This window comes from Streptomyces sp. NPDC093149, from assembly GCF_044754145.1.
GTDB lineage: Bacteria > Actinomycetota > Actinomycetes > Streptomycetales > Streptomycetaceae > Streptomyces.
Genome location: NZ_JBIVON010000010.1, coordinates 241518 through 254847 on the forward strand (window position 1 = coordinate 241518; position 13330 = coordinate 254847).

The 13330-nt window shown below is 70.2% G+C and carries 8 protein-coding genes; 2 read left to right on the top strand and 6 right to left on the bottom strand.

Annotated features, from left to right (window positions below; genetic code table 11):
* Nucleotides 1-15 precede the first annotated feature (15 nt).
* Nucleotides 16-1074 (bottom strand): LacI family DNA-binding transcriptional regulator, encoded by a 1059-nt coding sequence (locus ACIQCZ_RS28415; protein WP_402286070.1) that lies wholly within the window; start codon nucleotides 1072-1074, stop codon nucleotides 16-18.
* A 115-nt stretch (nucleotides 1075-1189) separates the two neighbouring features.
* Here ACIQCZ_RS28415 and ACIQCZ_RS28420 point away from each other — a divergent pair, with 115 nt between their 5' ends.
* Nucleotides 1190-1864 carry an ABC transporter substrate-binding protein gene (locus ACIQCZ_RS28420; protein WP_402286073.1) on the top strand — a complete coding sequence of 225 codons (675 nt, stop codon included), beginning with the start codon at nucleotides 1190-1192 and terminating at the stop codon, nucleotides 1862-1864.
* 310 nt (nucleotides 1865-2174) lie between these two features.
* Here ACIQCZ_RS28420 and ACIQCZ_RS28425 read toward each other — a convergent pair whose 3' ends face one another.
* The 5 genes from ACIQCZ_RS28425 to ACIQCZ_RS28445 all read right to left on the bottom strand — a co-directional run bounded on the left by ACIQCZ_RS28425 (nucleotide 2175) and on the right by ACIQCZ_RS28445 (nucleotide 11197).
* Nucleotides 2175-3956 carry an ABC transporter ATP-binding protein gene (locus tag ACIQCZ_RS28425; RefSeq protein ID WP_402286075.1) on the bottom strand — a complete coding sequence of 594 codons (1782 nt, stop codon included), beginning with the start codon at nucleotides 3954-3956 and terminating at the stop codon, nucleotides 2175-2177.
* On the bottom strand, nucleotides 3953-5848 hold the full coding sequence (locus ACIQCZ_RS28430) for an ABC transporter transmembrane domain-containing protein (protein ID WP_402286077.1): 1896 nt from the start codon (nucleotides 5846-5848) through the stop codon (nucleotides 3953-3955). Before ACIQCZ_RS28430 ends, ACIQCZ_RS28425 begins: the two co-directional genes overlap by 4 nt.
* A 181-nt stretch (nucleotides 5849-6029) precedes the next feature.
* Nucleotides 6030-7484, bottom strand: a complete 1455-nt coding sequence (locus ACIQCZ_RS28435; protein WP_402286080.1) for a Gfo/Idh/MocA family protein — start codon at nucleotides 7482-7484, stop codon at nucleotides 6030-6032.
* 236 nt (nucleotides 7485-7720) lie between these two features.
* The gene (locus tag ACIQCZ_RS28440) at nucleotides 7721-10672 is read right to left on the bottom strand and encodes an FAD-binding and (Fe-S)-binding domain-containing protein (RefSeq protein ID WP_402286083.1); all 2952 of its coding nucleotides are present in this window, start codon (nucleotides 10670-10672) and stop codon (nucleotides 7721-7723) included.
* A gap of 81 nt (nucleotides 10673-10753) precedes the next feature.
* On the bottom strand, nucleotides 10754-11197 hold the full coding sequence (locus tag ACIQCZ_RS28445; protein WP_376214604.1) for a MarR family winged helix-turn-helix transcriptional regulator: 444 nt from the start codon (nucleotides 11195-11197) through the stop codon (nucleotides 10754-10756).
* Nucleotides 11198-11339: 142 nt separating this feature from the next.
* On the opposite strand from ACIQCZ_RS28445, the gene ACIQCZ_RS28450 reads away from it, so the two are divergent.
* Nucleotides 11340-13145 carry an ABC transporter ATP-binding protein gene (locus ACIQCZ_RS28450; protein WP_402286086.1) on the top strand — a complete coding sequence of 602 codons (1806 nt, stop codon included), beginning with the start codon at nucleotides 11340-11342 and terminating at the stop codon, nucleotides 13143-13145.
* The last annotated feature ends 185 nt before the right edge of the window (nucleotides 13146-13330 follow it).

Sequence of the window (13330 nt, forward strand, 5' to 3'; positions counted from 1 at the left end):
CACCTCCCCGTGCGCTCAGGCGGACTCGCGCGGTACCAGCCGGTGGGCCAGGACGATCTCCCTGGCCGCCCCCGCGACGTCCCCGTCGAGGCGGTCGACCAGCAGCTGTGCGGCCGAACGCCCGATCTCGCGGGCCGGGTTGAGCACGGTGGTGAGCGCGGGGGAGACCAGTGAGGCCGCCTCGATGTCGTCGTACCCGGTGATCGCCACGTCGTGCGGCACGCGCAGCCCCGCGGCCCGTGCCGTGTCCAGTGCGCCGATCGCGATCAAGTCGTTGGCGCACACCACGGCGTCCGGGCGCTCCGCCGCGTTCAGCACGGCCGCGGCCCCGGCCCGCCCGCCCTCGCGGGTGAAGCCGGTCCAGACGACGAGCTCGTCCGTGACCGGCAGCCCGGCCGATTCCAGGGCCTTGCGGTAGCCCGTGAACCGCTCGCCGCCCGGCTCCACCCCCGGTGTGCCGCCGATGAACGCGATCCGCCGGTAGCCGCGGCCCACCAGATGGCTGACCAGGTCGTGCATTCCCTCGGTCTCGGCGGCCCTGACCACATCGCCGAGCGCCGGCTCCAGCCGCCCTCCGAGCCGCACGAGCTTGGATCCCGACGCCACGACGCGGTCCAGGTCGCGCTTGGTGGCGCCGTACCGGCCGATCACGATGCCGTCGATGCGGCGCGCCACCAGCTGCCGGATCACCGCGGGCAGGTGCGGGCCGTCCATGGGGGCCTCGCAGACCACCGTCAGGTACTCGTGGGCCAGGGCGATCTCCTGCATGCCCGCGGCGATCGAGGTGTTGAACGGGTTGGTGATGTCCGGGACGACCAGCCCCAGGGTGCGGGTGCGCTGGGTGCGCAGGCCGCGCGCCGACGGGTCGGCCTGGTAGCCGAGGCGCTGTATGACGTCCTCGACCCGGGCACGGGTGGTGGCCGACACGGGGCGTCGACCGCTCAGCACATGGGAGACCGTGGTGACGCTGACGCCCGCCTCGGACGCGACATCCACGATCTTGACCCGGCTCCCGCCCTGCACCATCGGCCTCCCGCTGTCGTCCGGGAATGTTGTCCCGGTGTTCGAGGTCACTCTATCCATTGTGCAAAACGTTTTGTATGGTGCTTGCGATCGCGCCGCACATGCGCCGTGTCAGGGATGCAAAACGATTTGGAGACTTGATGTCCGTCGCAGGCCGGAGAGCCTTATGACGAGCTCTCCAAGCCGCAGAACCGTGCTCGGTGCCGCGCTCGGCGCGGCGTCGGCCGCGGTCCTGGCGGGTTGCTCGGGCGGTCGTCCGGCGGACGGCGGAACAGCGGTACGGTTCCTCGGCCCGGAGACCCCCGAGACGTTCCGGGCGGTCGTCCGAGGCTTCGAGCGGGCCAATCCCGACCTGCGGATCGACTACACCCCCGTACCGCCGGACCAACTCGGTGACGTCCTCCAGCTGCGGCTCTCCGCGAAGGACGACGCGATCGACGTGTACGCCGTCGACCAGCCCCGCGTACCGGCACTCAGCGCGCGCGGCTTCCTCACCGACCTCACTCCGATCGCCGGCCGGGCCAGGGCCGCCGTCACCCACGAGCAGTACGGGGTCAGCTCCTGGCAGGGCAGGCTCCGCTCGCTGCCGATCCGGACGTCCACCCAGTACCTCTTCTGCAACGCGGACCTGCTGACCAGGGCCGGCGGGCCTCGCGATCTTCCTGCTGCGCCAGTGCTTCCTCGCGATCCCGCGCGAACTCGTCGAGGCCGCCCGGATGGACGGGCTCGGCTGGTGGGGCATCTTCCTGCGGATCCACGTGACCTCGTCGTGGACGCCGACATGGAGGCCGTCGCGGAGGAGATCGTCGCCCGCATCGTCCGGGCCTCCCGGCGCGACTGAACACCAGCCGCCGGGGGCGGCGGAACCGGCAGCGATGCGGCCGCGGCCGGTTCGACCGCTGCTCCCGGTGGTACGGCCCCGGCCGTTCGCACCGCGCAGGACAGCGACCGGGCCACCCGTGGCAACCGGTGCGCGACCCCGCCGACGAGGACCTCGTCGGCGGGGTCGCACGCGTCCGACGGCCACGGCGACGAGGTCACCGGGCACGCGGGACCGGCCGACCGCCGGGACCGGTCTGCGGGCGGGGCTCCGTACGGCACACCGGACGTGATCGCGCCTCAGAGCCGGTCGGAGGCCACCCGGCAGGCTCTCAGCCGTGCCAGGACCGCCACAGCGCCGCGTAGGCTCCGTCCGCCGCCACCAGCTCGTCATGGCTGCCCAGTTCACTGATCCGGCCGCCCTCCACCACCGCGATCACATCCGCGTCGTGCGCCGTGTGCAGCCGGTGGGCGATCGCCACGACCGTACGGCCGTCCAGCACCCGGGCCAGCGACCGCTCCAGGTGCCGGGCGGCCCGCGGGTCCAGCAGCGACGTCGCCTCGTCCAGTACCAAGGTGTGCGGATCGGCCAGCACCAGCCGGGCCAGTGCGATCTGCTGTGCCTGAGCGGGCGTCAGCGCCAGGCCGCCGGAGCCGACCTCGGAGTCCAGCCCCTTCTCCAGCGCCTTCGCCCAGCCGTCCGCGTCGACCGCCGCGAGCGACGCCCACAGCTTGGCGTCCTCGGCGCCGGCTCGGGCCAGCAGGAGGTTGTCCCGCAGCGAACCGACGAACACATGGTGCTCCTGGTTGACCAGTGCCACATGCGTACGTACGTGCTCGGCCTTCATGTGCGACAACTCCGCACCGCCGAGCTTCACTTCACCGGTCCGTGGCGCGTAGATTCCGGCCAGCAGCCGGCCCAGCGTGGACTTGCCGGCCCCGGACGGGCCGACCAGCGCGAGGCGTGTACCCGGTGCCACGTCCAGCGAGACGCGGTGCAGAACGTCGACCCCGGCGCGGTAGCCGAAGCGCACCTGGTCGGCCCGAACGTCCCGGCCGTCCGGGATCACCTCCGCGTCGCCCGCGTCCGGTTCGATGTCCCGCACGCCGACCAGCCGCGCCAGTGACACCTGAGCGACCTGCAACTCGTCGTACCACCGCAGGATCAGGCCGATCGGATCGACCATCATCTGCGCCAGCAGCGCACCCGTCGTCAACTGCCCCACGGTCAGCCAGCCCTCGATGACGAACCAGCCGCCGAGCATCAGCACCGCACCGAGAATCGTCACGTAGGTGGTGTTGATGACGGGGAAGAGAACGGAACGCAGGAACAGTGTGTACCGCTCCCAAGCCGTCCACTCCTTGATCCGCCGGTCCGACAGCATCACCCTGCGCGCACCCAGACGGTGCGCCTCCACGGTCCGCCCGGCGTCCACGGTCTCCGCGAGCATCGCCGCGACCGCCGCGTACCCCGCGGCCTCCGAACGGTACGCGGACGGCGCCCGTCTGAAGTACCAGCGGCAGCCGATGACCAGGACGGGCAGGGCGATCAGCACCGACAGGGCCAGCGGCGGAGCCGTCGCCGTCAGCGCGGCCAGCAGCAGCCCCGCCCACACCACGCCGATCGCCAGTTGCGGCACGGCCTCGCGCATCGCGTTGGCCAGCCGGTCGATGTCCGTGGTGATCCTGGAGAGCAGATCCCCCGTCCCGGCCCGCTCAAGCACACCCGGTGGCAGACCCACCGACCGTACGAGGAAGTCCTCGCGCAGATCGGCCAGCATCTCCTCGCCGAGCATCGCGCTGCGCAGACGCATCATCCGGGTGAAGACGGTCTGCACGATCAGCGCGAGCGCGAACACTCCGGCGGTGCGCTCCAGATGGAGGTCGGTGACGCCGTCGGAGAGGTCCTCGACCAGTCCGCCCAGCAGATACGGGCCGACGATCGAGGCGATCACCGCGATGGCGTTGAACGTGACCAGCACGGCGAACGGCCCGCGATGACGCCCCAGCAGATCCCGTACATAGCTTCGTACGGTCGCGGGAGTGCCGACCGGCAGGGTCGTCGCCGACTCCGGCGCGGCCGGGTCGTACGTCGGTTCTGCGACGCCGATCATGCCCGTTCCTCGACTTCCTCGATCGTCCTGAGCGTGCCCTGGGAGGCCAGGGCCGCGATCTCGTCGTCCGTCTCGCGCGTCACGACCGCCCGGTAGCGGGCGTCCGTGTGCAGCAGTTCACGGTGTGCGCCGACCGCGGCGACCACGCCCCCGTGCACCAGTACCACCCGGTCCGCGAGGTCGAGCAGCAGGGGCGACGAGGCGAAGGCCACTGTGGTACGCCCCTGGCGCAGTGCCTTGATTCCGGCGGCGACCCGGGCCTCCGTGTGCGAATCGACGGCGGAGGTCGGCTCGTCGAGAATCAGCGCCTCCGGGTCGGTCACCAGCGAACGGGCCAGGGCGAGCCGCTGGCGCTGACCGCCCGAGAGCGAACGCCCGCGCTCGGTGATGCGTGTCGTCATCGGGCCGCCGTCCGTGGTCGCGGACGCCTGTGCCAACGAGTCCAGCACGTCACCGCACTGGGCGGCGGACAGCGCGTCCTCGGCGCTCACCCGGCCGGACGAGGGAACATCGAGCAGCTCACGCAGTGTGCCGGAGAGCAGGACCGGGTCCTTGTCCTGGACCAGCACCGCCGTCCGGGCGGAAGCCAGCGGGAGTTCGTCCAGCGGCACGCCACCGAGAAGGACGGACGGGGGGTGCTGCGCCGCCACCATGTCGTCCTCGGCGCCGGCCGTTCCGCCAGCCGGCCCGCTCCGCGTTCCGTCCTCCGTCGTGGCCACGTCCGTGCCCCGGTCCGCTTCCGCGTGAGCGTGTCCGCCCAGCCGTTCGGCCAGCCGTCCCGCTTCGTCCGGATCGCCACAGACCACCGCGGTGAACAGACCGGCCGGGGCCATCAGCCCGGTGACCGGGTCGTACAGATCGCCGACCGGAGTGGCGTCGAGGGTCGACGGCCGGTGAGTGCGGTGCAGCGAGAGCACTCGTACCGCACGCTTGGCGGAGGGCCGCGAGAAGGAGTACGCCATCGCGATCTCCTCGAAGTGGCGCAGCGGGAAAAGCAACAGCGTCGCCGCGCTGTACACCGTGACCAGCTGACCGACCTGGATCCTGCCGTCGCGGGCCAGCGTCGCCCCGTACACGACCAGCGAGATGAGCAGCACGCCGGGCAGGAGCACCTGGATCGCGGAGATCAGTGACCACATCCGGGCACTGCGCACCGCGGCCTTGCGGACCTCCTGGGAAGCGCGTCGGTAGCGGCCGAGGAACAGCTCCTCGCCTCCGATCCCGCGGAGCACCCGCAGCCCGGCGACGGTGTCCGAGGCCAGCTCGGTCGCCTTGCCCGCCTTCTCCCGCTGGAGGTCGGCGCGCCGGGTGGCCCGGGGCAGCAGCGGCAGCACCGCGAGGGCCAGCAGCGGCATGGCGAGGGTCACCAGGATGCCCAGCGACGGCAGATAGAGGATGAGCCCCACACAGATCAGCACCAGGGCGGCCGCGGCCGCGGCGAAGCGGGACAGCGCCTCGACGAACCAGCCGATCTTCTCGACGTCGCCGGTGGAGACCGCGACGACCTCACCCGCGGCGACCCGGCGGGTCAACGCCGAGCCGAGTTCCGCGGTCTTGCGGGCCAGCAGTTGCTGAACACGCGCGGCCGCGGTGATCCAGTTGGTGATGGCGGTCCGGTGGAGCATGGTGTCGCCCACTGCGATCAGCACACCCAGGACGGCGATCAGGCCGCCCGCCCACGCGAGCCGGCTGCCCGACCGGTCGACGACGGCCTGCACGGCGAAGCCGACGGCAGGTGGCAGCCCGGCCAGGGAACACTGGTGCAACAGGCCCCAGGACATGGCCTTGAGCTGACCGCCGAGCTGGCTGCGGCCGAGCCAGAGCAGGAAGCGTGGCCCCGACCGGACGTCGGGATCGCCAGGATCCGAGTACGGAAGATCGCGAATGTGCATGACGTCCCATGTGTCGGTTTGTTCGTTGAATGACTCAAACCGTGCAAGGCTCTCTCCGGGACGTCCGTCGGAGCAATTGATTTTCTCCACGAACGGCGTGAATCGCGCCATGGCCGTGAGACCGTCGGGATGTGGGCCCGGCTCGGTGGAGCCGGGCCGTACAGCCCGTGGTGCCGGCCGGTCAGCCCTTCTCCGGATTCTCCGAATCCATGCCGGAGCGCGCCTTCTTCCACTCACCGCGCGTGAAGTCCGGGATCTGCTGAGGGGCGCCCTTCGCCTTGATGGACTGATGACTGAGCGGCACGGGCGACGTCCACGTCGCCGCGTCGTACACGTCGAAATCGGGAACGAGGCCGAGCCGCATGCACTGCATCAGCCGGAACACCAGCATGTAGTCCATGCCGCCGTGTCCGCCGGGCGGGTTGGCGTGCTCCTTCCACAGCCAGTGGTCCCACTGGGCGTACTTGGAGAAGTCGCCCCAACTGTCGTTCGTGTGGTCGGGCTCGATGTAGATGCGGGCCGGGTAGTCCTCGAAGACCCCCTTCGTACCGCCGAGGCTGTTGATCCGCGAGTACGGATGCGGAGTGGACACGTCGTGCTCCAGACGGATGACCCGTCCCTTGGCGGTCTGGACGAGGCTGATCGTCCGGTCGCTCTCGATATAGGTCTCCTTCCAGCTCGGATCGCCGGGCGGCATGTTCTTCTCGCGGTACTCGGCGAGCCCCAGGGACGGTGAACCGACGCTGGTGATGCTCACCGCACGGTCGCCGCGGTTGAGGTCCATGTAGTTGGCGACCGGACCGAAGCCGTGGTTGGGGTAGAGATCGCCCCGCAACCTGGTGTGCCACAGCCTGCGCCAGGGACCTTCGTAGTACTTCGGGTCGAACATCAGGCCACGCAGATCGTGGTTGTACGCGCCCGCGCCGTGCAGCAGATCACCGAAGAGCCCGGCGTGCGCCATGCGGAGCACCCGCATCTCGTTCTGCCCGTAACAGCAGTTCTCCAACTGCATGCAGTGGCGTCTGGTGCGTTCGGAGAGATCGACCAACTCCCAGAGCTGGTCGAGCCGGAGGGCGATCGGACACTCCACGCCGACATGCTTGCCGTTGAGCATGGCGGTCTTCGCCATCTCGAAGTGGAAGTCCCAGGGCGTCGCCACATAGACGAAGTCGATGTCCCCGCGCTTGCAGAGATTCTCGTAGTCGTCCTCGCCGTTGGTGTAGACGGCGGGGGCCGGCTGACCGGCGGCGGTCACCTTCGCCGCCGCTCTTTCGGCCTTGGCCCTGACCGGGTCGCAGACGGCGACGACCTGTACGCCGCCGACGGCGAGAAAAAGGTCGATCATGCTGCCGCCGCGATTGCCGAGGCCGACCATACCGACCCGGACGGTGGACCGCCGCACGAACGGCACTCCCACCATGGTGCGCCCCTGGCGTTTCGGAGCGGCCGCCTGTTCCGTGACGGCGGCTTCCGGGTCCCGACCGGGCGTGGTGGCGGCTGCGGTGCCGCTGCCGAGAGCGCCGAGCCCGAGCCCGGCGCCGGCCACCGAGGCGGTCGTCCACAGGACCGAGCGGCGGCTCATCGAGCCTTCGTCGCCGTCCTGCGTACCGTCGTTCTGCTGTGCTGCGTCGTTCATCGATCCTCCAGAAGGGGGGTCTGACGTGCGCGGCTGGTGAATGAACCTCGCCAAGGACCTTGGTAGTCGAGGCTGCTGATGCGCAAGGGGAGTGATTGGACTCCTGCTCCGAAACCATGGACTTTCGTGCACACGCAAGCGCCGGGTGGCTCGGAATCCGAGCCACCCGGCGCTTGCGGACTTCGTCAGCCGGCAGCCGACCGTGGACGGGCCGGTCGACCGGACGACCACGGTGATCAGCGAACGACGGCCCCCGGCCGCGTGGCCCGCTCCAACTCCATCAGCACCGAGTAGTACGAGTGCCCGGTGGCCCGGTCCATACCGATCTCGCACATGCGGTTGGCCGAAAGATACGCGTCGTACTCCCGAGTGTTGACCTCGGCCGACTCCTTCGCCGTCGCGGAGGCCGTCAGTTCCTTGTGCAGCATGCCCCGGTCACCCGCGAAGGCGCAGCACCCGGCGTCGTCGGGGATCACGACCTCCTCGGCGCAGGCCTCCGCGACCGTGCGCAACTGCTCCACGTCGTTCAGATGCTGCATGGAACACGTCGGGTGCAGGACTGCCGAATCGATTTTGCGGAGAACTGTCAGCTTCGGAAGCAGTTCGTCGGCCGCCCAGACAAGGGAGTCGACGATGGTCAGCTCCCGGTGCAACTCGCGGTTTTCGTCGGTGAGATAGGGCACCACCTCATGCGCGATGCCCAATGTGCACGACGAGGCGTCGACGACCAGCGGCAGCCTTCCACCCGCAGTCCAGCCCCAGGCCGCCTCCACGATGCGGTTGGCCATCACGGTGTTGCCCTCGTCGTAGCCCTTGGAGTGCCAGATCGTTGCGCAACAGGTCCCCGCGACGTCGTCCGGGATCCATACCGGCTTTCCGGCACGAGCGGAGACGGCGACGACGGCCTGCGGCAGCGACGGGCCACGATGGCCCTCGGGACCGCCGAAGATGCGGTTGACACACGCCGGGTAGTAGACGGCGCTCGCCCCGACGCGGGAGGTGCGGGGCAGCTTCCGCGCGGCGGCGCCGGGGATCTCGGGCAGCCACTCGGGCACGAGGTCCGGGCGTACGGCCTTACGGGCGAGCCCGGTGATGGTCTCCAGCGGCCCGTCGCCGATCCGGTCGCCGATCCGGTCGGCGGCGGCGACGGCGAGCCGTGCCGCCGCCTCGACCGCCTTGAAGTTCTTCGCCGTGAGTGCCGCGATCCGCTCCTCGCGCGGGGAGTGCCGCTGGTGACGGAAGTCCTTCATCATGGCGCCGGTGTCGATGCCGACCGGACAGGCGAGCTTGCACGTCGAGTCGCCCGCACAGGTGTCGACGGCGTCGTAGCCGTACGCGTCCAGCAGCCGCTCCTCCACCGGTGAACCGCCGGGCTGTCGCATCATCTCCCGGCGCAGCACGATCCGCTGCCGCGGTGAGGTGGTCAGGTCATGACTGGGGCAGGTGGGCTCGCAGAAGCCGCACTCGATGCAGGGGTCGGCGATCAGCTCGACCTCGGGGATCGTCTTCAGCCCCCGCAGATGGGCCTTCGGGTCGCGGTCCAGGACGATCCGGGGTGCCAGAACCCCGTCGGGGTCGATGATCTGCTTCGTGCGCCACATCAGCTCGGTGGCCTTCGGGCCCCACTCCAGCTCCAGGAAGGGGGCGATATTGCGGCCGGTGGCGTGCTCCGCCTTCAAGGAGCCGTCGAAGCGTTCCACCGTCAGCCGGCAGAAGTCGTCCATGAACGCGGCGTACCGATCGACGTCGGACGGCTTCGCCGCGTCGAAGGCGAGCAGGAAGTGGAGATTGCCGTGCGCCGCGTGACCGGCCACGGCCGCGTCGAAGCCGTGCTGCGCCTGGAGCGCGAGCAGGGCTTCGCAGGCGTCGGCCAGCCGGGAGGGCGGCACCGCGAAGTCCTCCGTGATCAGCGTCGTGCCCGAGGGACGGGAGCCGCCCACCGCGGTGACGAACGCCTTGCGGGCCTTCCAGTAGCCCGAGATGACCTTGGCGTCGCGGGTGAAGCCATTGGTCACCGAGGCCACGGGGGCGACCAGGTCGAGCCCCTCGACCACGCCTGCCGCCGCCCGCTCGTACGCCTCCTGCCCCGCCTCGTCGGGAGCACGGAACTCCACCAGCAGCGCCGCGGTCTCCTTGGGCAGCTCGGCCCAGTCCGCGGGCACACCCTGGACGCTCACCGACGCGCGGAGCGTGTTGCCGTCCATCAGTTCGACGGCGATCGCCCCTGCCTCGTTGAACCGGGGCACAGCGGCCGCCGCCGCGGTGAGGGAGGGGAAGAAGAGCAGTGCGGTGGAGACACGGCGGTCCAGGGGCAGGGTGTCGAACACGACCTCGGAGATGAAGCCGAAGGTGCCCTCGGAGCCGACCATCAGACCGCGCAGGATCTGCACGGGCGTCGAGCCGTCCAGGAAGGCGTCGAGCCGGTAGCCGTTGGTGTTCTTGATCTCGTACTTGGCGCGGATCCGGGCGGTGAGCCCGGCGTCGGCCTCGATCTCCGCCTTCAGCGCCAGCAGCTCCTCGCACAGCCGCGGTTCGGCACGGGCCAGGTTCTCGTCCGCCGCGGGGTCACCCGTGTCGACGACCGTGCCGCTCGGCAGCACGAAGGTGAGGGAGGAGACGGTTCGGTATGAATTGCGGGTCGTTCCCGCGGTCATTCCGGAGGCGTTGTTGGCGACGACTCCGCCGATCGTGCAGGCGATCGCGCTGGCCGGGTCGGGCCCCAGCAGCCGTCCGTGCCGGGCGAGGGCGGCGTTGGCCCGCAGGACCGTCGTCCCCGGCCGGATGCGGGCCCGCGCGCCGTCGTCCAGCACCTCGATGCCCGCCCAGTGGTGGCGCACGTCGACGAGGATGTCCTCACCCTGGGCCTGGCCGTTCAGACTGGTGCCGGCCGCCCGGAAGACGACCTCGCGCCCCCTGCCGTGCGCGTACGACAGGATCGCCGAGATGTCGTCGATGTCCTCCGGGACCACGACGACCTGGGGGACGAACCGGTAGGGGCTGGCGTCGGAGGCGTACTTCACCAGGTCGGAGATCTTCCACAGCACCTTCTCCGGCCCCAGCAGGTCGATCAGCTCGCCGCGCAGCGGTTCCGGCGTACCCGGAGCCTGTCGGTCGGGGACCCGGTCCGGGGACGGAGTACGCACCGCACCGGGGCGGAGTGCTTCCGGCTTCGGCTCCAGCAGTGGCATGTCGGGCTCTCCTCGGCTGTTCTGTTCGGTTCGGTACAGCGGCGGCGCGCGCGACGCCCCTCGGGCGCGCGGGCGCGCGGTTCAGCAGCGGCGTTGCGGCATCCCGTCGACCAGGGCGGACAACAGCCCGCCGAGCACCTCACGCTGATCGGCGGTCAATGGAGCCAGGATCTCCTCTGCGGCGGCCCGGCGCGCGTCGCGCAGTGACCGGAGCGTGGCGAGGCCCTCTTCGGTGATCTCGATCCGGACCACCCGGCGGCTGTCCGGATCGGGGGCGCGACGGACCCGTCCGCTCGCTTCCAGGCCGTCGACCAGGCTGGTCACGGCGCGCGGGACGACATCCAGGCGCTGCGCGAGATCCGCCATCCGGGGCGGACCGTCGTAATGGGCGACGGTGCGCAGCAGCCGGAACTGCGCGGGAGTGATACCGATCGGCTCCAGCTGGCGGCTCTGAATCCGCTGGAGCCTGCGGGTCACCCGCAGCAGCTGCTCGGCGAGCACGCCCTCGGCGTCGGAGGAGTCCATGGAGGAACAATATCAGGATCTTGTGCATTGTGAGCATAGGTAACAATGAGCTATGCTCTCAAAATCCGAGTGGCCGGATCCGCGTCGCGGGATCCGATCACCCGGCATTGAGGCCGCACTGCCGAGCCCGACGAAGGAGCCCATGAAACCCGACGAAATCACCTGGACACCACCGCCTCGGGACGAGCGCCGCCCGCCCGCCGAGCTGCGCCGCATCCTGCTTCTCTTCCGTCCCTACCGAGGCCGGCTCGCCCTGGTCGGGCTGCTCGTCGGCGCCTCGTCGCTGGTGTCGGTCGCCTCGCCGTTCCTGCTGCGCGAGATCCTGGACACCGCCATCCCGCAGGGTCGTACGGGACTGCTGTCGCTGCTCGCCCTCGGCATGATCCTCACCGCCGTGATGAACAGCGTCTTCGGCGTCCTGCAGACCCTGATCTCCACCACGGTCGGCCAGCGCGTCATGCACGACCTGCGCACCGCGGTCTACGCCCAGCTGCAGCGGATGCCGCTGGCCTTCTTCACCAGGACCCGCACCGGCGAGGTGCAGTCCCGCATCGCCAATGACATCGGCGGCATGCAGGCGACCGTCACGTCGACGGCGACGTCGCTGGTCTCCAATCTCACCGCGGTCGTCGCCACGGTCGTCGCCATGCTGGCGCTCGACTGGCGGCTCACCCTGGTCTCGTTGCTCCTGCTGCCGGTCTTCGTCTGGATCAGCCGCCGGGTCGGCCGCGAACGCAAGAAGATCACCACCCGCCGTCAGAAGCAGATGGCCGCCATGGCGGCCACGGTCACCGAGTCGCTCTCCGTCAGCGGCATCCTGCTCGGCCGGACGATGGGCCGGGCGGATTCCCTCACCAAGGGCTTCGCCGAGGAGTCCGAGAAGCTGGTCGACCTCGAAGTGCGTTCCAGCATGGCCGGGCGGTGGCGGATGTCGACGATCGGCATCGTCATGGCCGCCATGCCCGCCGTCATCTACTGGGCGGCGGGGCTCGCCCTGCAGTCCGGTGGTCCCGCCGTCTCCATCGGCACGCTCGTCGCCTTCGTCTCGCTCCAGCAGGGCCTCTTCCGTCCCGCCGTGAGCCTGCTCTCCACCGGGGTGCAGATGCAGACGTCCCTCGCGCTCTTCCAGCGGATCTTCGAGTACCTCGATCTCGATGTGGACATCACCGAGCCGGAGAACCCCGTCCGGCTGGAAGAGATCCGCGGTGAGATCCGCTTCGAGGACGTCGACTTCAGCTACGACGAGAAGAGCGGCCCGACGCTCAGCGGCATCGATGTGACCGTGCCGGCCGGCGGCAGCCTGGCGGTCGTCGGGCCCACCGGTTCCGGAAAGTCCACGCTCAGCTACCTGGTTCCCAGGCTCTACGACGTCACCGGCGGCCGGGTCACGCTCGACGGGGTCGACGTGCGCGACCTCGACTTCGACACCCTGGCACGGGCCGTGGGCGTGGTCTCCCAGGAGACCTACCTCTTCCACGCCTCGGTCGCCGACAACCTGCGCTTCGCCAAACCCGATGCGACCGACGCCGAGATCGAGACGGCCGCCCGTGCGGCGCAGATCCACGACCACATCGCCTCACTGCCCGACGGCTACGACACCCTGGTCGGTGAACGCGGCTACCGCTTCTCCGGTGGTGAGAAGCAGCGTCTCGCCATCGCCCGCACGATCCTGCGCGACCCTCCCGTCCTGGTGCTCGACGAGGCGACGAGCGCCCTCGACACCCGCACGGAGTTCGCCGTGCAGGAGGCGATCGACGCCCTCTCCGCAGGGCGCACCACCATCACCATCGCGCACAGGCTCTCCACCGTCCGTGACGCCGAACAGATCATCGTGCTGGACGGCGGCCGTACGGCGGAGCGGGGCAGTCACGACGAACTCCTCGAGCAGGACGGCCGCTACGCCGCCCTGGTGCGGCGGGACACCCAACTGGCTCCCGCGGCAAGCTGATCGGCGGCCCCGGACACGCCTCGGCCGAGGCCTGAACACGCGGCGACGCCGCCGCTCCCGTGGGACGGGGAGCGACGGCGTCGTGCGGAGGAATGGTCAGACGAGCCAACCCACGAAGTGGACGATGCCGGCGAGCAGGTTGGTGATGAGGTTCATCCGGTGTTTCTCCTTGTACGTGGTGCAAT